A 20,282-nucleotide genomic window follows, 5' to 3' on the forward strand; every position below is an offset into this window, starting at 1 on the left:
TTCATTTTTTTATGCTAGATAAAAAATATGTCAAGAAGTCAAGAGTTATATAAAGAAGCGAAAAAGTTAATACCGGGAGGTGTCCAATTGTTGTCTAAGCGTCCAGAACAATTTTTACCAGAATTCTGGCCAACTTATTACAAAAAAGCAAAAGGTTGTGAGATATGGGATTTGGACGATAATAAATATATTGATATGAGTCTCATGGGAATTGGGTCTTGTATATTAGGTTATGCTGATGATGATGTAAATTCAGCTGTATTAAAAGTTATTGAAACTGGGAACATGACTACATTGAATGCACCGGAAGAAGTGATACTGGCAAAAAAAATTATTGAACTTCATCCATGGGCAGAGATGGTTCGCTATGCACGTACCGGAGGCGAAGCAATGAGTATAGCTGTCAGGATAGCAAGAGCTTCAACTAGAAAAGACATCATATTGTTCAGCGGTTATCATGGATGGCACGATTGGTATTTATCCGCTAATATTTCTAGTGATGCAGCCCTCGATGGTCATTTATTACCAGGGCTCAAACCGGCAGGTGTTCCAAGAAGTTTGAAAAACACTTCGTATCCTTTTTTTTACAACGATGAAGAAGAGTTCTTGTCTCTCATTAGTAGATATGAGAATAATATTGGAGGAGTAGTTTTAGAAACTGTCAGAAATCTGAACCCCAACAAGAGTTTTTTAGTAACTTTAAAAAAAGAAACTATTCGTTTGAATATACCATTAATTGTTGATGAAATCTCAAGTGGATTTAGATTAAACTGTGGAGGAGCACATTTGGTGCTTGATGTGAAACCGGATATTGCCGTTTTCGCCAAAGGTATAAGTAATGGTTATCCTATGGGGATTATAATTGGTAATAAAAAGTATATGGATGCAGCTCAAAATACTTTTATTAGTAGTACTTATTGGACGGAAAAAATAGGGCCAACTGCTACTCTGGCTACAATAGAGAAAATGGAAAAATTGAAAGTACAGAGCTATATAATGGAAATTGGAAAAGAAGTTCAAGAAGCATGGATTTTTATGGCAAAAAAACATAATTTAGAAATAAAAGTTAGTGGCATTTATCCCTTAAGTCATTTTGAATTCGCTGAATTCCCATTAATATTAAAAACCCTGTTTACGCAAGAAATGCTCACAAAGGGCTTTTTGGCAACAACATCATTTTATCCTTCTTATGCTCATAAACAGCAACATATTAAAAAATATATTTGTGCAATCGATCAAACATTTAAAATAATTAAACAATCGCTGAAAGAAGGAAATCCTAAGACGTATTTAAAAGGTCCAGAATGTCAATCAGGGTTTAAACGTTTGACTTAAAACAGTCTAATTTAATTGGAATTATATTATGAGAGAAAGTCGTGTATTGAAAAAATTAAGAAACGGAGAAGTTGTAATTTGTTTTAAACTGAACTTATCAGGGGGAGAAGTTGCAGAAATTGCAGCCATGTCAGGATTTGACTGCCTATGGGCTGATCGTGAACATGTTGCACAGGACTGGTCGGATATAAAAGTACAGAACTGGGTGGCTAAAGCATACGATACAGATTTGATGGTACGCGTTTCACGTGGGAGTTACAGCGACTTGATAAAACCGTTGGAACTGGATGCCACCGGAATTTTAGTTCCACATATCATGAATGTGGAAGACGCAAAAAATATAATCCATTATACCCGATTCCATCCTGTCGGCAGACGCCCGATTGATGGGGGAAATGCTGACGGTGGATATACGAACATTGCTTTTGATGAATACCTGAGAAAAGCAAATGAACAACGGTTTATTGCCTTACAGATTGAAGATCCTGAACCGTTGGATGATTTGGAAGCAATTGCTGCATTGGAAGGATACGATATGTTGTTTTTTGGACCCGGCGATTTCAGCCAGGGCATCGGTGCCCCTGGCGAATGGGAGCATCCGCAACTAACAGAAACACGCAGACGGGTAGCAGAAGTTGCATGTAAATACGGAAAATTTGCAGCAACTGTGGGAAGTCCGCAAAATGCCCAGGAACTAATCGACATGGGCTACCGTTTTATCAGTATGGGTGCTGACGTGATCGGATTAAGTTCATACTGCCATAACATTATGAACAACATCAATCAGGTAAAAGAAAAAAACAAATCTGCCGGAGTCTATTAACTATGAAAAAAAGAAAATTAGGAAATACGGGGATAGAAGTTTCAGAAATTGCTTTTGGCGGTGTTGAAATCGGACTCCCTTATGGTATTGGAGTCAACAGCGACAAGGATATGATCTCCGAAGCCAAAGCGATAGACCTGCTTCGTTTGGCACTGGATTCGGGTATAAATTTCTTCGATACAGCCCGGATGTACGGTAATAGTGAGCATATTATGGGTAAAGCATTCCAAAATAAACGTAGTGAAGTAATATTGGCCACGAAATGTGTCCACCTGCTTGATAACGAAGGAAACTTACCACCAAAAAATAAATTAAGAGAAACTGTTGAAAAATCCATCTATGAAAGTCTGAAAGCACTTCAAACAGATTATGTGGATATTTTTATGCTTCACCAGGCAACCGTAAAAATTCTTGAAAACGAAGAAATCCTAACTGTTTTCTCCTCCCTGAAAGATAAAGGGTTATTTAAAGCAGCCGGCGTTTCAACATACACTACAGAAGTAACGGAAAAAACGATAGATATTGGATTCTGGAATATGATTCAGCTGCCTTTCAATCTTATGGATCAACGGCAAGGAGAACTGTTCAAGAAAGCAGATGAGAAAGGAATCGGCATTGTAGTAAGATCTGTTTTATTAAAAGGATTGTTAAGTGACAGGGGGAGAAATCTTCACCCAGCCCTCAAAGACGTAGAAAACCACATTGCAAAATACCATGAATTATTGGAAGGAACCAATTATAAATTGCCGGCATTAGCCACCAAATTTGCATTGTCATTTCCGGAAGTTTCTTCCGTATTGGTGGGTATTGACAAGCAAGAATATTTGGAAGAAGCACTAAGAACGGTGGATGGAGTCTATTTAAGTAAAGAAAAACTGAATAAAGCGAGGCAATTAGCATATCCCGAACCGGAATTTATTAATCTTCCCTATTGGGATAAAATGAAATGGTTAACATAACAGATAAAATTAAAATACATGATAAAAATTGGTATAATCGGAATGAGTCCTGGAAATGCTCATCCCTACTCATGGTCATCTATTATAAATGGAGTTTTTGATGCCGGTGAAATAACGAAAGTCGGTTATCCGGCTGTTGCAAATTATTTAGAAGCAAATAAAGACACACTCGGAATATCCAACGCAAAAGTGACGTGTGTATGGACACAAGACCGCGTAACTTCGGAAAGTATCGCTAAATCAAGCAGAATACCTCTAATAGTGAATAAGCTGGAAGATATGATACCTCTCGTGGATGCAATCCTCTTGTCAAGAGATGATCCTGAAAATCATGTAGCTATGGCTAAACCCTTTTTGGAAGCGGGAATACCTATTTTTGTCGACAAACCACTTGCAAATACAAAAGAAGACCTGCAATACTTTGCTGATGAAAATGCTAAAGGTAAGCTGATCATGTCTTGCTCGTCCATGCGCTACGCCAACGAAGCCAGGATTGTAAAACAAGAGATTGACTCATTAGGTAAGCTCGAACTTGCAACAGCGGTGGGCAAAAAAGATTGGATCAAGTACGGCGTTCATATCGTGGAAGGATTATTCTCTGTCTTGAATGACCCTAAACCCATATTTGTCAAATCCATAGGCAAAACAAACAAAGAGATCGTGTATATTGAGTTTGCTGATGGTTTTCAGGCAACAATACATTTGTTTATGGATATTACGGGTACATTCCAGATATCCTTATTTGGACAACTGGGATGGCGATTAATTGATATAAAAAACTCCTACTCTATGTTCAGAGACAACATTATTGAATTTGTCAGATCCGTAGAGCAAGGCACCTCCCGGCTTTCTTTCGATAAAACAGAAAATATCCTCCGGACCATCATCGCGGCTATCGAAAGTTCCAAGCAAGGAGGGAAAACCATAGATATGTCTAAGTTTTAACAGATTTAAAATGAACATAAAAGATTTATTGAATTTAAAAGGCAAAATAATTTTGGTTTCAGGTGGTGCTGGAAACTACGGTAAATGCATCGTAGAAGGATTGGCAGAAGCAGGAGGAACCGTAATCATTGCTTCCCGTAATATGGATAATATAGTGAAAACTGTGTCTAAATTCCGGGAGGAAGGATGGGATGTACATTCCATGCCCGTTGATCAAGGGGATCATGACTCTGTTGTAGCTCTGAAAGTGGCAATAACCAAAAAATTTGGAAAATTAGACGTTTTTGTAAATAATGCCGTATCAAGACCGATGAAGACGTACAATGATCCCATTGAAAATTTTGCTGAATCCATGCGTATAAATGCGACCGGAGCTATGGACATTTTACGTGAAATGGCAGATTTAATCGAAGAAAGTGGTGGTGGAAGTATAATAAATATTGCCTCTATGATGGGAATGTTTGGTCCGGATCTTTCCAACTACGAAGGTACGAATATGGGCATACCGCCTCCCGATTACTTTTTCCACAGGGCGGGGATAATCAATCTCACCCGGTACCTGGCCCGTATTTATGCCGGGAAAAACATACGGGTGAATTGCGTTAGCCCGGGAGGTTTATTCAATAATCAACCCGAGCGCTTCCTGGAGAATTACAACAAAAAAGTTCCTTTGGGAAGAATGGCAAACAACGACGACATAAAAGGCCTGATGGTGCTGTTGGCATCGGATGCCGGCGCTTATATAAACGGAGAAAACATTTTGATGGATGGCGGAATGCATGCGTAGCACCCCCATACCCCATCGGCGGAAATAATAAGGTTGAACATATGCAAAGGAATAATCAAATTGCTTTCAAGGGGATTATAATTTCAGATTCTGAAGTAGTTAAAGGATATCTCACAACAAGTGGAGGAAAAATTATCGATATAGGAGAATCTCCTCCGGGATGTGATGTGATTGATTTGGGTGAATCGTATATCACGCCCGGATTCATTGATTTGCATATACACGGCATTCACCGCATGCTGGTGGACAACGGTGCGGAAGACTTGAAAGAAATCTGCAAAATTTTACCTCAATACGGAGTTACCGGATTTTTGCCCACACTAGCTCCCAGGCCTAAAGGAGAAGATGCTGAGTTTCTCTCGGAGTTGTCCAAAACAGAAACTGAAGGAACGGAAGTACTGGGTTTCCACCTGGAAGGGCCGTTTCTCAAGATCACAGGAGCTTTAGGCGCCGGGGCCATCTCCGGGGCAGATGAAGGAAGGGTACATGCTCTGATTCATGCGGCGAAACCACATAAAGCGATTTTCAGCATTTCTCCGGACGTAGACGGAATCGAGAAACTGTTGCCGTTGATGGCAGCCAACGGCACCCCTGTCTTTATGACACACACTGCCGCCACAGTTGAACAAACTCAGCTAGCCATAGAATTGGGCGTTCGACACGCTACTCATTTCTACGATGTATTCCCCTGTTCCTCTGTTTCCGAACCCGGTGTGCGACCTTGCGGAGCCGTTGAAGCCATCCTGGCAGACGAGCGGGTAAGTGTGGATTTCATCCTGGATGGCGTACATGTTGATCCCGTGGCGGCAAAAATGTCTTTGATCAGTAAAAGGAAAGGGCCGGGCAAGGTCTGTCTCGTTACAGATGCCAACGTAGGTGCGGGATTAGAGCCCGGACAATTCTCGTTCGGCAATTTGGGAGATATCTGCTTTGCGTACAAAGGCGCTCCTGCACGTTCCGTAAAGGACAACACATTGGCAGGGAGTGGCCTGACAATGGACCGGGCTTTAAAAAATGCCGTGAAATGGCTGGATTTGGATTTGGTGCAAGCATCAAAGTTGGTAAGCCATCATCCGGCTCAGGTTCTTGGCCTCGGTGATAAGAAAGGATTATTAAAGGAAGGTTACGACGCCGATTTCGTCGTATTAGATGAAAATCTGGATGTTTTACGAACATGGATAAACGGTAAATGTTTTTTTGAAAGGAAATAATATGAAACAAACTCAAAAATTTGAGCCTGACCCTGGGCATAATACAGGACATCAGCAATTCGACTTCAATCCCTCTGAATGGGTACCCTTTAAGGACAAAAAAGAAATCAACAGGGTGTTAGCCATCAAAAGAGAGGATATAGAGAGACACGAAAACCCCGATTTTAAAATTAAGGTTTTACCTGATTCAGATGTCGAATATTATTGGATAACGGACATGTTCAGAAGAATCAAGCATTCTTCGGATACCGGGGAAAAACTCGTAATGATACTCCCCAATCCTGCCCCGCTTTACAGACATCTGGCCAGATTAATCAATGCTTGTAATATAGACTGCCGGAATGTCTATGCTTTTGCTATGGATGAATACGCCGATGAAAACGGAAATATTGCGCCTGAAGGGTGGGAATTTGGTTTTACTCACGCGATGATGAAATATTTCTATTATGAACTGGATAAAAGGCTGAGGCCGCCAAAAGAGCAGTTTGTTGGATTTACCAACAAGAATGTACATGATTACAGTAAAATGATTGCTGACCGTGGTGGGGCCGACATATGCTACAGTGGGCCCGGGTGGACAGGCCATTTAGCCTTTATCGAACCGGATGCGCCCGAATTCCGGGGTTCCCTGGAAGACTGGAAACAGATGGGAGCAAGGGTCTGCACGTTAAGTCCTTTCACTCTCGCTCAAAACTCATTACACGGTGTTTTTGGCAAGAGCGGAAATTTGGCGGCAGTGCCTCCAAAGGCTGCGACAATAGGCCCCGCTGATGTAATAAATGCCAAACACCGCTTTGACACACACGCTATTACTGTACACGGTACAACCACCGCATGGCAACGATTTACTACGCGTCTCGTACTGCACGGACCGGTAACGCCGCTTGTGCCCGAATCCATCCTTCAGACATTGAGGACCGACGTATACGTATCGGAAACCATCGCACAAAACATAGAAACAGACTGGAACAAAGGATATTAAAAAAACATTAAAGATGACTGAATTAAAAGCCGGCGCAGCAACCGTAAATATTACCCCGCAAGAATCACATTTCTTGTTCGGTTACCCGTTTGTTGATAGAATGAGTACCGGCACACACGATGATTTGTTAAGTTCAGCTTTGTATTTAACGGATGGGAAGAATCAGGTTTTGTTTATTTCCAACGACGTTATATACGTGAGTAAAGCATCTACAGCTCGGATAAGAGAAGGAATTTCTAAAGAAACCGGGATACAGGCTTCCAATATACTGGTAGCGGCAACACATACACATTCAGCTCCGGTTACTGTAGATGTAGTAATCAGTGCGAACGACCCAATCGTTCCAAAAGTTGATAGAAACTACCTGAAATTCATGGAGGAGAGCACCGTAAAAGCAGCTTGCCAGGCAGTTGAGAATGCAACGTTGGCTGAGATTGCCGTTGTTGTTGGAGACGCAACCGGTGTGGGAACCAATCGACACAATCCTGAGTGGGCAAAAGACACGGATGTTCCGGCAGTATTTGTCAAAAATAAGTACAATGATGAATTTATCAGTTGTATGCTGATTTGCAACATGCACCCTACCATATTGCACGAAAACTCAACACTGTACAGCAGTGATTTTCCGCATTTTGTCCGAAAAACCCTTCAGGAAGTAGTTTTAGGAAATGACCGTCCGGTCATCTATTTTACCGGGACTGCCGGGAATCAAAGCCCGAGACACGTGACAAAATCCAATACATTTGAAGAGGCCAAACGAATAGGACAGATTGTTGCAGATTCCATCAGCTCCAAGCTAACGGAGACGGTGACTTTCTCCTCCCATATACCTGTTTCAGCCGCTCAAAAATTCGTCGATTTGCCCAAACGGGCTTTTCCCTCGATTGAATGGGCAGTTGAACATCGCGACAAAACCAAAAAACGTTTCGAAGAGCTTAAAAAGAATTCAGAAATTCCGCAGGAGGTCCGCACGGCAGAAGTGAACTGGTTTGGTTCAGAAGAACTCCTGTATTTGTCGAAATTAGCTCAAGACAACAAATTGGGAAAAGCATACCAAAGCTCTCTACCTGCTGAAATACAAATAATTAAAGTGGGTGAATGGAAATTTGTAGCCTGGCCAGGGGAGGTGTTTGTAGAGTACGGCATTGAACTGAAAAATCATGCTAAAGAGATCGCTTTGATAACCTATGCCAATGGCGAACTTCAAGGTTATCTCGTTACCCAGGAAGCCCAGGACGGAGGTTATTATGAAGCTGGAAATTCTTTCTTCGATTACAAGGCCGGTAAATTAATGCTGGCCGAAACAATCAAGGAATTAAAATCGATGTGAAATGGGATTCTATCTCGGAATAGATTTAGGAACAAGTTACTTCAAGGCGGGCATATTCGATGAACAAGGAAATCTCGCCGGACTGGGACGTTGTCTTGTTATTAAACAAACAGACGATGGAAAGATCTGTGAATTGCCAATCGCTGATTTTTGGGTTACACTACGTAAATGCATTAATCGGGCAATTGAAAAGGCAGAAATCAACCCAAACGAGCTAATTGCTGTTTCCTATTCATCGCAAGCCAACAGCTTTATCCTGTTAGATGAAACGGATCATCCGTTAACTCCATTGATTCTGTGGCCGGACAAAAGAGCCGGACAAATTCCTTCCGTTCTGGACTCTTTATTGGAAAACCCTAATTTTCTAAAGAAAACAGGATTAGGAATTTTGCCCGGTTTGCAATCAATGGCAGCTAAAATAGTTTGGTTTCAAGAGAACAAGCCGGAAATCTGGGAGAAGGTAAACAGCATTGCTTCCGTTTCAGACTACCTGACATTCTCGTTAACCGGACAAAAAGTAAGCGACTTCAGTACATCTTCCATGACAGGACTGTTCGATCTACTTGAAGAAAAGTGGTGGAACGAAGCATTAGAAACACTGAATATCAACAAAAAATTCTTGTTTTCTCCCAAAAGAACAGGAAGTTTTGTCGGCACTTTAGCCGGAGAAAGAGCTATACAATTGGGATTGTCTGCCGACACGAAATTCTTCTTGGGAGGATTAGACCACCATATTGTTGCTGTAGGTGCTGGCTTAACGAGTTCAACCCAAATTTCCGAATCAACAGGCACTGTGCTGGCATGCGTGAATTATCATCAAGGATTCTGTCCGAGAGCGGGAATAAACATAGCTCCAGGCTTAAGAAAAGAATATTATTTTCAAATGGCTTTCAATGAAAATGGAGCTACAGCACTAGAGTGGTATCAAAAAAAGTTTGCTCCTGAATTATCCATTGAAGAACTGTTAAAGATGGCCGAAGGCATTGCCCCGGGAAGTGATGGTTTAAAAGCTTCTCCCTGTGTTGATAAGTTTGAATCACTTTCGGGATTCCAGAACATTACAAACAAGCATTCCCACGGACATTTTGTAAGGGCGATTCTCGAATCGACTGGTTTAAGTTTACGAGACTTAATTTGCAGTCTGGATAAAGAAAACGTATCAGAGGTGTTAATAGCTTCAGGAGGAGGAGCCCGGAGCCTTTTGTGGATGCAAATAAAGGCCGATATCCTCAATAAAGTTTTTATTGTACCCGAATGCAGTGAATTGGCCTGCCAGGGAGCCGCATTGATCGGAGCGACAGGGAGTATCCAACAGGAAGAGAGGAAAGAGTCTTTCGGAAAACAGGCGAGATATGCTCAGCTGATAAACCCAAATCCAGCGGATGTAGAAAAATATAAATTGGAAAATAAATTATGAAAGAATTAACAGAAGATGCGATCCTGCAACGCGCAATACAGTCCTTAAGGATTGAAAGCAAGGCCATTTCGGATATCATTGATTACCTGGACAAAGAGAGCTTTTTAAAAGCCGTTGAAGTATTGAGCAGCTGTCCCAAGATAATAACCTGCGCCAGCGGGTCGTCCGGTATCGCAGCCAAAAAGTTCGCACACTCGTTGTGCTGCATCGAGAGAAACGCACAATTCCTGTCGCCGGCGGAAGCCATCCACGGAGGAATGGGATGCATGAAAAAGGGAGATGCGGTAGTGATGGTCTCCCGGGGAGGAAAGACCGCCGAGCTGTTACCCATCATCGAGGTGTGCAATAAAAAAGAGGTGATCCTTATCGGGGTTACCGAGAACCTGGATGCTCCCCTGGCTAAAAATTCACAAATCGTTGTCCCCATGAAAATCGAGAAGGAGAGTGACGGGTTGAATGTCATGGCAACGGCCAGCTTCGTAGCCACGATTGCCATTTTTGACGCCATGCTTGCCTCCATTATGGAAACCACCGGGTATTCGTTGGAGCAGTTTGCCTTAATCCACCCGGGCGGCGCTGTCGGCAGCAGGCTTAACGGGTAAATAGAGTATCTGAAACCAAAAATAAAATTACCAAATAATATGTATAAGGGATTAACAATAAAACCGCCATTTTTTGAAATTGGGCCCAAAGCTTACATGTATGGGGAAAGGATGCTGAGGCTGGCAAAAGCGGCCGATGAAGCTTCCGTCAAGTACGATGTGAGAATAATTCTAACACTGCAACCGTCGGATATTTACCTGCTGGCCAGGGAGACGGAACACGTGCTCATTTTTGCTCAACACATGGATCCGGTCCCGATAGGCAGGGGAAACGGCTCCATCCTTCCAGAGGCGCTAAAAGCAGCCGGCGCTGTCGGTGTCATTCTCAACCACGCCGAAAAACCGATGACCCTGGCTGATCTGTCCCGGGCAATTAGACGGGCGGATGAAGTGGGCCTGGTTTCAATGGTATGTGCCGACTCCATCCGGGAGGCAGAGGCAGTTGCCCATCTTTCTCCCAATATTATCGTGGCTGAACCCACGGAATTGATCGGCACGGGACAGACCAGCGACGAGGAGTACGTGATTGCAACCACTTCGGCCATAAAAAAGGTAAACACGGAGATTCAGGTATTACAAGCAGCCGGAATCAAGAACGGGCAGGATGTTTACAGGACGATCAGGGCGGGGGCTGACGCCACGGGCACCACCAGCGGGATCATGAGAGCAGAGGATCCGGAGGCGATGCTGGATGAAATGATCGGTGCCGTTCGAAAAGCATGGGATGATTTAAATAAATAATTGATTTACAAACTAACTAAGAAAGGAGATTAAAAAAATGAAACTTTACAGGGGAACAATTGACCTTCAGTCAAAAGATCACAGGCCGGATTTTCACAACGTGACGGACGAAGTAAAAAGAATTGTGAATGAATCCGGCGTTCAGAACGGCATTTGTGTCGTTTATTCGCACCACACCACCTGCTCGGTGATGACGCAGGAATGTTCGCACGACCTCAATTTTTTCGGCAGGGAATACCTGCAACAGGATTTGAACAACATCATGGAGAAGCTGGTACCGACATGCAGAACCGAAGGGCAATACTTGCATCCGGGTCCGGAGCACATTAAGTTTGCGCTTACCTTCCCGGACGAAGAACCGAAAGGCAGCCTTAACACTGACGCCCACTTACGTTCCGTGTTTTTCGGGCGTTCCGAAACCATACCTCTGGTTGACGGAAAGCTCTCGTTGGGCGATTTTGGGTTCATTTACTTTGTGGACTGGGACCAGATCCGTGAAAGAAAAAGAGTCTGTGAAGTACAAATTATCGGGGAATAGGATCAAACAGCTTACAGAAGATTTCAAAAGCAATCTGACGTACCCACAAAAGGAACATGACAAGACTTGTTCGGAGATTTCTCATTGTCAAGTACATGTTTTAGTTGGTCGTTCGGAGGGCGAATGAGTTGATCCGGAAAAGCCTCTACCAATGGGCAGGTGATATCACCTGCTCCATTGGTATATAAAGTTGCCTGTGCGAAAACCGGTAAAAAAATTTGTCCGTTATCCGATCATTTCATAAACTATTATGCCCATCTGATCAGGAATCAATATGCAGAACCTAAATTTATTAAACTTTAAACGATTTTTTTTCAGATATGAAATATAGAATAATCTCAATTACATTGTTATTTTTCTCTCTCATACTGTTAAGTATCTCTTGCAGCAGTAACGAAACTACAATTTCGAAGGACACTTTCCGCGGAGTAGTTCTGTATCCAAGTGATATACGGTCACTCGAATCGGACAAACTTATTGATATTTTGGAAAGGGCGAAAATTAACCTGATAGGGCTACACTCCAACACCCTGACTGAGAATTTGGATAGTTTGAAAATATTTCTCAAAAGTCCAAATGGGCAATTATTGATTGACTTGTGCAAAAAAAATAAAATTGAGGTGGAATATGAGTGCCATGTACTACAGGAGATTCTTCCCCGTTCCTTATTTAACAACCATCCCGAATATTTTCGTGTGGATACAAATGGAGTAAGAAGGGGCGATCTCAATATGTGTTTTTCCTCTGAGGAGGCATGGTTTGTTGTTGAAAGAAATACAACGGAACTACTCAAATGGATCCAACCGACTACTAACCGCTATTTCTTTTGGATTGATGACTCATACGACGGATTTTGCCATTGTGATAAATGTAACCTTTATTCACCAAGTGATCAGGCACTGTTATACGAAAACAGAATGTTGAAGATTATCCAGAAAGTGAATCCTAAGGCTAGTTTAGCTCATTTAGCCTATGCGAGTACATTGGAAGCACCGAAAACAATAAAACCAAAAGAAGGAATATTTCTCGAATTTGCCCCTATCGGCCGAAACTATGAAGATTCTTTGTCTTCCAAACAGCACAAAGCATTAAAAAAGAATTTGGAAATCTTTCCGAAAAGAACAGCACATGTATTGGAGTATTGGCTGGATGCCTCCATGTTTTCTGGTTGGGACAGAAATAAATGGAACAAAGTTCCTTGGAATGCCAATTATTGCAAGCGGGATATTGAATTGTACCGGAGTTTGGGGATATGTTCTTTTACAACATTTGCCACATGGATGCTTCATCAACACTACTTTGAACTGTATGGACAGGATGAAACGGTTGAAATATTAAAAGAATACGGGTCTTTGTTAAATGGGGACTAAAACGAGTGCTAATGTAATTCCGTTAAAAAGATGCGAAACGTTAATTTTTTGGTCAGTCTGATTGTTATGTTTTTGTCGGGTGAAGGATGTCGACTCAAACAACCCGATACATTTCTTATTGAATACCACACATCCGAAATTCAGATTGACGGGGATATCGATGGAATGGAATGGAGCCGCTCAACTACCTTAACTGATTTGTATTCTCCCTGGGCACCGGCAGAACGAGACAGTACAATTTTTCGTTGTTTTTTCTCTCAAAAATATTTTAATTTTTGTTTCGAGGTTATCGATAGAACCCTGACGGTTTTGGAATATACGGATGAAATAACTGTTGCGAAAGGGGATCGGGTTGAATTGTTTTTTAGTCCTTCTTCCAAACTATCCTCCTACTATTGTTTGGAAATAAATCCAAATGGGTATATTCTGGATTATAAAGCGCAGTTGTATCGTAAATTCAACTATTTGTGGAATTTTAATCATCGTGATATTGTTGGTAAGATCACGTCAACCGGCTATGTTGTGGAGGGACGCATCTCATTATCAGAATTAAAAAAAATAGATATCGATCTTGATAAGGTTTTTTGTTTAGGCATCTTCAGGGCTGATTTTACAGGAGAAAATGAAAATTCCGTAATTTGGTACTCTTGGTTAAATCCCCATACAAAAGATCCGGATTTTCATATTCCTTCAGCATTTGGAAAATGTAAAATGAAACAGCTATGACCTATTTTTAAAGGCCCAAGCACAGTCAAGTTTTTTTAAATCCGAATTCTTTCTTTGTGAAGAAAGTACCAAAACCTGAGAAAATTGTTTTATTTTTACCGCAAAAAATTATATTCATTCAAACAGCTTTATGACAGAAAAGGAAAAAATGATTCGTGGAGAATTGTATATGGGTTCAGGTGCTGAATTATCCGGAGAACATTTGAATTCTGTACGATTATGCAGGGAGTACAACGCAATCGATCCCGTCGAAAAAGGGAAGAGATCCGAGATATTGAAGGAACTTTGTCCGGTGCAAGGAGACAATGTACATATTGAAGGGCCTTTTTTCTGCGACTACGGATATAACATCCACTTCGGAAACAACGTCTACATCAATTATAACTGCACAATACTCGACGTGACAACTGTAACTATCGGTAACGATGTACTGATAGGTCCTTCTGTAGAAATATATACAGCTGCACATCCGGTTCAATGGAAGCAGAGAGCTACGAGAATTGAATTTGGGAAACCTGTCTTCATCGGAAATAATGTGTGGATTGGAGGAAACACAACCATCTGCCCGGGGGTCAGCATAGGTAACAGAACAATTATCGGTGCAGGGAGCGTAGTAACTAAAGATATACCTGACGATGTAATAGCGGCTGGGAATCCCGCAAGGATAATAAAACGGCTGGATACCGAATATTCACTGTAGCTAAAAATGCATGCGATAGCGTACTGATAATCATAAAGAAGAAAATAATGTTTTGTTTATTGTTTGTGGCATTCTGTTTGAAAGGACAGTCATAAACTCCGTCAACCCTTGAAATTCCCGGGGAGGGAACTACACAAAAGGCTGGTTTTCTCCTATTTCGCTGAGTTTGGAGATCCGCTGAAAGATCCCGAAGTATCCTCTTACTCCGATTTTCTACTGCTACGTATCGCACAGGAAGCAGGAAGCAGGAAGCAGGAAGCAGGAAGCAGGCAGAATGCGAAAGACGCAAATATTCAGGTTAATACATCCTGGGAACTTGGTTCTGTCCCCGTAATACCGGCTTACAGAACATGTCAGGAACTTGTCGAACGAATCCACCGGGGACAGCCAACAACAAATTCACCACGGTCGGTATTCCTTAACCACACCTTAATGTAGTTAAGGAATGAAAAGGACAAACTCGCCCCGAGTCCGTAAATTCATTCATATACCGACATCAACACCGGACCGATAAGTCCGGCCCGCGGCTCACCCCGGTACGGTGTAGGGATAGTCTGATAGTGGTTAGACAGGGTACTGTACACCAGTACCTCGATATCGTTCTTACCATCTTTCACCAGTCCGGTAATGTCCAACTCATAGGGAGGGCTGATCAACACGCCAGCTGACTGCCCGTTAACTGTCACCTCGCAGGTAGCCACCACCTCTCCCAGTTTCAGCATGATCTGCTTTGCCCCCGCGGTGTTATTCAGTTCGTACGATTGACGGTAACGGATCCCTCCGGAATAGTATCGTAACGCTCCCTCCTGTGACCAGTCTCCGCTCTTCATAAGTCCCGTTGAAGTTTTCAGTGTCACCGGTTCCCGCACCACAGCCGTACCCTGGTAACCTTTTTCCGCACGCACCGTGAAGGCAACCGTTGCTGTTCGCTCTTTCTTCTTCCTGAGTGTCACCCGATAACGGTTCATACCTCTTTTACCGGGTGTACGAAGGATCTGACTCCGTGCGGCCTTCTCTCCATCGATCCAGAGGTCCGTCAGTTCACCCTGCAACACCAGAGTCATCTCCTCCAGACCCGGTACTGCGTCAAAGCGGAAGTTCCACCGGTTGCGGGTACCGCCGTAAGGGTCAAACAGCAGGTGTTTGCCTGTAACCCAGCGCGACGACACCTCATCGGCATAAGGGGATGGTTTCTCCGGCAGAGGTGTCTTCTCCGGAAAGAAGAGCACCATTCCGCGCAGACGCGTGTCGTTATACAAACCCGTGCGGGGCTTATAATCTAACTGCTCCGACCGGTCGTATTGCACCTCCAAAGCATGCCATCCCTTCTTCAGGTGGACCGTCTCTTTCACCTCCAGTCCATTGACATGTATCCATTGGGGTAATACCCCGTCTGATTCTATCCTGTAAACCCCACCTTTCGGGGCATAGACATACGTCCTAAAGCGCTGATTTTTCCCTTTGTCTAATATAAAGAAACGATCATCCACCTTCCCTTTCAGGCCATGGTATCCCTGTGCACCCGGATTGTCCCAAACACCATACTGCCAGGAGAAGGAGACCGGTGTCCAAGCGGTACCGTCGGCCTGGGTCATGAGTTGTGGGCCATAGCCGTAAATACCCTCCTCCCAATTGGCATCATTATAGTCCGGTTGCATCCAGTTGCCTGGCATCCCGTTGTCCGGGGCATAGCGGAACGAGCGGGCCTCCGCTCCTATCATACCGTCGAAAGCCGGAAAGCGGTAGTCTCCCCACTTGTTCTGAAGTGTAGGCAGCAACTCCGTCACCCATTCCCGCCCTAACGGTATCTCGTAACTAAGCCGGAGGGCTGTGCGGCCCTCATCCGCCATCAGTGGTTCGCCCGGAGAGAAAACAATCAGGTAGGAGTTACCCGTCTCTCTGTTCATCCGGATGCGAGTGCCGGCCTTATCCTGAGACAACACGGGACTGGCTTGTGCGGTACCGCTGTGGGCATCCCACAGCTCCACACGACCCGTAGCCCGGAAGAAGCATTCGCTCCCCTTCTCCACATCCTTCACCATATAAATATCCTTGTTACCCACCCTGCGATGCAGTACCTTGCCCCCATCCGGCCCAGGCTGGAAGTCGGGAGTAATAAGCCCCGCAACCTGTCGTTCCGGCGCTTCGGGGATATACCAACCCACACCGCCGGCAGCATTCACCTGTTTCTTTGCCGGCTTACCCGCAGCTACCTCGGTTGCAGTAAGGCCAAATAGCTCACGCAGTATCGCCTCTACCTCGGGGTCCTTCTCTCCTTTTGCAGAAGTGGCCCTCGGCAGGCGACCCATAGCTAGCACAATCCCTCCGGCGCGGTAAAACGCCAGCGCCCGGGTAAGGGATGAGTGGTGCATAGCCTCCATATCGGCCAAAATAAGCACTTTGTACCGTTCGTCCGCCATCCTCAGTTCACGCTCCTCAATACTCGCATCCCTCAACGAGCGAAAATCCACAAAATCAAAATCCAGTCCGCTGTTGCTCAGCCTTAGGGCCAGATCAAACACCCCGTCGGGTTTCGTACCGGGATAAGCCTGTATCGTCTCCGTTGGATACACTAGCGCAATATCACAAACATGAGAGCCCTGGCTCAGAATGAAACTCATCCGTTCGGTATAGTCTAGCCACCTTTTCATGTGAGGCCAGTAAGGCATTCGGAAATGAAAGTCGGGCGGCGCCCACTCCCACCATCCCCCGTGTGTGGAATAGTACAAGCCGTGCATGCACACCAGGTTTCCTCCGGCAACGAAGTGGTGGTCAATCTGATCGGTAAGCCAGGCTCCTGAACTGCCCCATCCCATACTGTGGAACGCCTCCAGCCAGGTACGAGGACGGCTGTAGAGGTGAGCGATGGAACTGGAAATTTTTGTTTCGAGGAAGCTCGATCCCCTTGCGGGAGCGTCGTTCCCGGGAGCGGTGAACCACGACATGGCCCGGAAGTAGTCTATGTATGCCATTGGGTCCTTGCCCCGGCTCAGATTGTCGCAACCGTACATCAATCCTCTGTCGGCATGCCACTGATAGATAGGCTTGTAGTAACGTTCTTCGGAAAGATCCATCAATACCTCGCAATAATCCATTCGTACGCGAGGAGTGACCGGACCTATGGATTCTTTTAAAGCGGGCAGATAGGGAACGATGTCATATCCTTTTCTGCGGATAAACTCCTCGCTGAAATCATCCGACCAGGTGAGCATGTGGATCGGATATGCGAGTTCATCCTGAAAAAAATAGTTCATCCCCGCGCGGCCCGCATCATCCATCCTCTCCTCAAAGCGATTGAAATATACATCCAATAATTTGTTGCCATGTTCGGGATGAATCACATAACCCGGTGCTGTAGTAATGGTGTAAATGCGACTGATTCCCTTGCCGGGAGCCCTCCATCGTATACGGCCGTCTGTCACGCTGTCTGTAAGTACTATTTTACCCGGCCATACTACTACCGTCAACAGGTTTTCTGGTTGCAAGGCATTGTAGGTTTCTCCTCCTCTGATGCTGTCCACGCGGATCACCAGCTCACCGCTGTAATCCCGGAATACCGCCACGGTGTCCAGCTCATCGGGATAGTATCCGTTACCGTTCCAACCCACGGTATAATCGTCGAGTCCGGCTCCCAGGCCACGGCGTCCAGCCTCACCCGAGAACCAATTCCAAACCTCCCACCATTTATCCGAAAAAACGTGAGGCACACCCGGTTCGGTCATACCGTAGAGTCCGTAGCCATCTCTGTTCTCCAACGTATCTATGCGCGGAGAAGTATGAATGTAACTAACAGCAAAGCCATCCACTGCTGACGAAGAGAGGATGTCCAGTTGCTCCTGCAACCGTTCTTTCCTGAGCGAGTCTCCGTTCCACCAGTAGAAAGGAACATTGCCGTAACCCCCTGGGGGAGCAGCAAAGTGTTGTAGCAGGTCACTCTCGTAGGCTTTCTTAGGATAACCCTTCCCCTTTTGTAATTGTCCGGCGACAGGCTGCTGCAGAATAGTCAGCAGCAGTATCAATAACCACCCTTTCTTCACAACTTTTGTGCTGTTTTTCATCTTCAGTATCGTTAAGGATATTTTTATGTAATAGCCCGTTGTTCCGACTCTTTTAATTTAGAATTTAAGTGTAAACCCACCCATCGCATTGAAACCCTGTGCCGGATATCCGTACCAGATATCGTACTTCTGGAGCAGAAGATTGTTGGCTTTCAAGTGAATAGCAAAGGATTCATTGATGTCGTAAAGGGCTCCAAAATTGAGGTCGTTAATGTTGTTTATTTGTACATTTGTATCATTGAAGTAGGACCACCTGTCACCGGCAAAATAATAGTTGAGCATGAATTTCAGGTTGCTCGTGGCACTAAACGTAGTACTAATATCAGTTTCGAAACCCGGTTTGTTATAGGCTTTTGCATCAGGGATACCGGTGTCATTTACGGTATAAAAATTCTTTTTTATGCGCAACGCAATATCTAAAGGCGACCAGATGTTGGATTGAAGCATTCCTCCAATATGAGAATGAGAAAAATTTCCATAAAGAGGGGCTAATGATTCCTTAATTGATGGCATATCGGGAGTCTCTGCCTGAACTATTTGATTTAATACCAAGAAATGCTCATCCTCGGTTTTCTTAAATCCTCCGAAAATATCGAAACGAAAACCACTGACTTCGCCAATCTTTGCTCCGGCTTCGATATCAACAATTGAAAAGGATGATTTTACCGGTGTCATAGGGGTGATGTAACGCGACTCGTTCATCATATCCAAATAGGTATTGCCGTCAATTCCACCTTTTATGTGAGCATAAAGGGAAGAATGTCCGGCAACCTTCAGGTCCAGTTCAATGTTTGGTGCAACCCGGAATTTTGTTCCACCCAGCATCTGAAACAATAAATCAGCTCCCAACCTGGCTTTCCAGTTCAATCCTTCAAATGCGACATAGGGATTGGCACCCAACAGCGTAAAATCATCCATACCCTGACTATAAAAAACGCCAAGAAACTTTCCATCAACCCCTACCCGGCTGTCCCCACCCTGAAAAGGCTTACCCAGTCCAACTACGGCGTCGATGTGATTTCCTTTCAAACCGGCACTCGTCAAATCCGAACCGTATTTGCTAGCAAAATTCTTGAAATCGAAAAATCCACGATAATTAACAAGGTCCGATTTGTTGGACTCTACCCCCAATCCCAAGTTGAAAACGCCCAGTGTTTGGTTTACATTGTCGTAAAAGCGGTCATTCCCGAAAGTATTGCCGTAGTAATTGAATGCATTATGCGAGTACGCGGCCTTGAGATTAAGTTTGAAGGCACTGAGCAGATGCCCGTACCGGAGCTGCCCCAGATTATCCATAAAAAAAGCCTTGTTACCCGCCGGATCACTCTCCTGTACGTAATTTATATCCCCGTTGGATGAGCTATGCAGAAAATTAAACGTGAGGTTGCTCTTTTCATTCTCGACAAGGCGATAGCCCAATGCCCCATCGATATTGGCATAATTTCCGGCTCCGAGCGAAACATATCCTTTTTTCGAACTGAAAGGAACCTCTGTCATTATGTTGGCGGGATCCGGGATAGCAATTTCCAACGGTGGCGTGGTTCTACCCGCCCAAGGCGAATAACCGGTATTGGCTTTCTTGATTGCCGGCTGCGGGACGGACGGCAATGAATTTATTTTATTGGCATCCTGCAGCGTTGGGTTGAACTCACGTTGAAGTTCCATCTGACGCCGTAACAAAGAGTCTTGTTGTTGGGCAAAAATACCGGTAGATACAAGCAACAGGGCTACACTAAATATTGTCTTTTTCATTTTCAA

General features: G+C 44.2%; 18 protein-coding genes. 16 read left to right on the forward strand and 2 right to left on the reverse strand.

Annotation, left to right across the window (positions count from 1 at the left end):
- The first annotated feature begins 27 nt into the window (after positions 1-27).
- From KCV26_01175 to KCV26_01250, 16 genes are all read left to right on the forward strand, one after another.
- Positions 28-1,335 (forward strand): aminotransferase class III-fold pyridoxal phosphate-dependent enzyme, encoded by a 1,308-nt coding sequence (locus KCV26_01175; GenBank protein WZX37032.1) that lies wholly within the window; start codon positions 28-30, stop codon positions 1,333-1,335.
- 28 nt (positions 1,336-1,363) lie between these two features.
- The gene (locus KCV26_01180) at positions 1,364-2,158 is read left to right on the forward strand and encodes a hypothetical protein (GenBank protein ID WZX37033.1); all 795 of its coding nucleotides are present in this window, start codon (positions 1,364-1,366) and stop codon (positions 2,156-2,158) included.
- Between the two features lie 2 nt (positions 2,159-2,160).
- Positions 2,161-3,117: an aldo/keto reductase gene (locus tag KCV26_01185; GenBank protein ID WZX37034.1), complete on the forward strand. Its 957-nt coding sequence runs from the start codon at positions 2,161-2,163 to the stop codon at positions 3,115-3,117.
- Positions 3,118-3,135: 18 nt separating this feature from the next.
- Positions 3,136-4,062 carry a Gfo/Idh/MocA family oxidoreductase gene (locus KCV26_01190; GenBank protein WZX37035.1) on the forward strand — a complete coding sequence of 309 codons (927 nt, stop codon included), beginning with the start codon at positions 3,136-3,138 and terminating at the stop codon, positions 4,060-4,062.
- Between the two features lie 10 nt (positions 4,063-4,072).
- Positions 4,073-4,849, forward strand: coding sequence for an SDR family oxidoreductase (locus KCV26_01195; protein ID WZX37036.1), 777 nt, complete (start codon positions 4,073-4,075; stop codon positions 4,847-4,849).
- Positions 4,850-4,890: 41 nt separating this feature from the next.
- On the forward strand, positions 4,891-6,060 hold the full coding sequence (locus tag KCV26_01200) for an amidohydrolase family protein (GenBank protein WZX37037.1): 1,170 nt from the start codon (positions 4,891-4,893) through the stop codon (positions 6,058-6,060).
- Between the two features lies 1 nt (position 6,061).
- Positions 6,062-7,042 carry a hypothetical protein gene (locus tag KCV26_01205; protein WZX37038.1) on the forward strand — a complete coding sequence of 327 codons (981 nt, stop codon included), beginning with the start codon at positions 6,062-6,064 and terminating at the stop codon, positions 7,040-7,042.
- Positions 7,043-7,055: 13 nt separating this feature from the next.
- Positions 7,056-8,372, forward strand: coding sequence for a neutral/alkaline non-lysosomal ceramidase N-terminal domain-containing protein (locus KCV26_01210; GenBank protein ID WZX37039.1), 1,317 nt, complete (start codon positions 7,056-7,058; stop codon positions 8,370-8,372).
- Position 8,373: 1 nt separating this feature from the next.
- Positions 8,374-9,789, forward strand: a complete 1,416-nt coding sequence (locus tag KCV26_01215) for an FGGY-family carbohydrate kinase (protein WZX37040.1) — start codon at positions 8,374-8,376, stop codon at positions 9,787-9,789.
- On the forward strand, positions 9,786-10,391 hold the full coding sequence (locus KCV26_01220; protein WZX37041.1) for an SIS domain-containing protein: 606 nt from the start codon (positions 9,786-9,788) through the stop codon (positions 10,389-10,391). The genes KCV26_01215 and KCV26_01220 overlap by 4 nt, the downstream gene beginning before the upstream one ends.
- A 39-nt stretch (positions 10,392-10,430) precedes the next feature.
- Positions 10,431-11,132 (forward strand): triose-phosphate isomerase, encoded by a 702-nt coding sequence (locus KCV26_01225; GenBank protein ID WZX37042.1) that lies wholly within the window; start codon positions 10,431-10,433, stop codon positions 11,130-11,132.
- Positions 11,133-11,169: 37 nt separating this feature from the next.
- Positions 11,170-11,670, forward strand: a complete 501-nt coding sequence (locus KCV26_01230; GenBank protein WZX37043.1) for a secondary thiamine-phosphate synthase enzyme YjbQ — start codon at positions 11,170-11,172, stop codon at positions 11,668-11,670.
- 542 nt (positions 11,671-12,212) lie between these two features.
- On the forward strand, positions 12,213-13,040 hold the full coding sequence (locus KCV26_01235; protein WZX37044.1) for a DUF4838 domain-containing protein: 828 nt from the start codon (positions 12,213-12,215) through the stop codon (positions 13,038-13,040).
- Between the two features lie 30 nt (positions 13,041-13,070).
- The gene (locus KCV26_01240) at positions 13,071-13,766 is read left to right on the forward strand and encodes a hypothetical protein (GenBank protein ID WZX37045.1); all 696 of its coding nucleotides are present in this window, start codon (positions 13,071-13,073) and stop codon (positions 13,764-13,766) included.
- A 130-nt stretch (positions 13,767-13,896) separates the two neighbouring features.
- Positions 13,897-14,466: a sugar O-acetyltransferase gene (locus KCV26_01245; protein ID WZX37046.1), complete on the forward strand. Its 570-nt coding sequence runs from the start codon at positions 13,897-13,899 to the stop codon at positions 14,464-14,466.
- A gap of 108 nt (positions 14,467-14,574) precedes the next feature.
- On the forward strand, positions 14,575-14,904 hold the full coding sequence (locus tag KCV26_01250) for a hypothetical protein (GenBank protein WZX37047.1): 330 nt from the start codon (positions 14,575-14,577) through the stop codon (positions 14,902-14,904).
- A gap of 41 nt (positions 14,905-14,945) precedes the next feature.
- Here the strand turns inward: KCV26_01250 and KCV26_01255 are convergent, their stop codons facing one another.
- Positions 14,946-18,524 carry a hypothetical protein gene (locus KCV26_01255; protein WZX37048.1) on the reverse strand — a complete coding sequence of 1,193 codons (3,579 nt, stop codon included), beginning with the start codon at positions 18,522-18,524 and terminating at the stop codon, positions 14,946-14,948.
- A 57-nt stretch (positions 18,525-18,581) separates the two neighbouring features.
- Positions 18,582-20,276 carry a hypothetical protein gene (locus KCV26_01260; GenBank protein ID WZX37049.1) on the reverse strand — a complete coding sequence of 565 codons (1,695 nt, stop codon included), beginning with the start codon at positions 20,274-20,276 and terminating at the stop codon, positions 18,582-18,584.
- Between the last annotated feature and the right edge of the window lie 6 nt (positions 20,277-20,282).

It is taken from the genome of Petrimonas sulfuriphila, assembly GCA_038561985.1.
GTDB lineage: Bacteria > Bacteroidota > Bacteroidia > Bacteroidales > Dysgonomonadaceae > Petrimonas > Petrimonas sulfuriphila.

Excerpts from the sequence above, each read along its gene's own strand:
- KCV26_01260 (WZX37049.1), bottom strand. The coding sequence starts at position 20,276 with ATGAAAAAGACAATATTTAGTGTAGCCCTGTTGCTTGTATCTACCGGT.
- KCV26_01210 (WZX37039.1), top strand. The coding sequence starts at position 7,056 with ATGACTGAATTAAAAGCCGGCGCAGCAACCGTAAATATTACCCCGCAA.
- KCV26_01175 (WZX37032.1), top strand. The coding sequence starts at position 28 with ATGTCAAGAAGTCAAGAGTTATATAAAGAAGCGAAAAAGTTAATACCG.
- KCV26_01200 (WZX37037.1), top strand. The coding sequence starts at position 4,891 with ATGCAAAGGAATAATCAAATTGCTTTCAAGGGGATTATAATTTCAGAT.
- KCV26_01230 (WZX37043.1), top strand. The coding sequence starts at position 11,170 with ATGAAACTTTACAGGGGAACAATTGACCTTCAGTCAAAAGATCACAGG.
- KCV26_01240 (WZX37045.1), top strand. The coding sequence starts at position 13,071 with ATGCGAAACGTTAATTTTTTGGTCAGTCTGATTGTTATGTTTTTGTCG.
- KCV26_01225 (WZX37042.1), top strand. The coding sequence starts at position 10,431 with ATGTATAAGGGATTAACAATAAAACCGCCATTTTTTGAAATTGGGCCC.
- KCV26_01215 (WZX37040.1), top strand. The coding sequence starts at position 8,374 with ATGGGATTCTATCTCGGAATAGATTTAGGAACAAGTTACTTCAAGGCG.
- KCV26_01245 (WZX37046.1), top strand. The coding sequence starts at position 13,897 with ATGACAGAAAAGGAAAAAATGATTCGTGGAGAATTGTATATGGGTTCA.
- KCV26_01220 (WZX37041.1), top strand. The coding sequence starts at position 9,786 with ATGAAAGAATTAACAGAAGATGCGATCCTGCAACGCGCAATACAGTCC.
- KCV26_01255 (WZX37048.1), bottom strand. The coding sequence starts at position 18,524 with ATGAAAAACAGCACAAAAGTTGTGAAGAAAGGGTGGTTATTGATACTG.
- KCV26_01205 (WZX37038.1), top strand. The coding sequence starts at position 6,062 with ATGAAACAAACTCAAAAATTTGAGCCTGACCCTGGGCATAATACAGGA.
- KCV26_01195 (WZX37036.1), top strand. The coding sequence starts at position 4,073 with ATGAACATAAAAGATTTATTGAATTTAAAAGGCAAAATAATTTTGGTT.
- KCV26_01180 (WZX37033.1), top strand. The coding sequence starts at position 1,364 with ATGAGAGAAAGTCGTGTATTGAAAAAATTAAGAAACGGAGAAGTTGTA.
- KCV26_01190 (WZX37035.1), top strand. The coding sequence starts at position 3,136 with ATGATAAAAATTGGTATAATCGGAATGAGTCCTGGAAATGCTCATCCC.
- KCV26_01185 (WZX37034.1), top strand. The coding sequence starts at position 2,161 with ATGAAAAAAAGAAAATTAGGAAATACGGGGATAGAAGTTTCAGAAATT.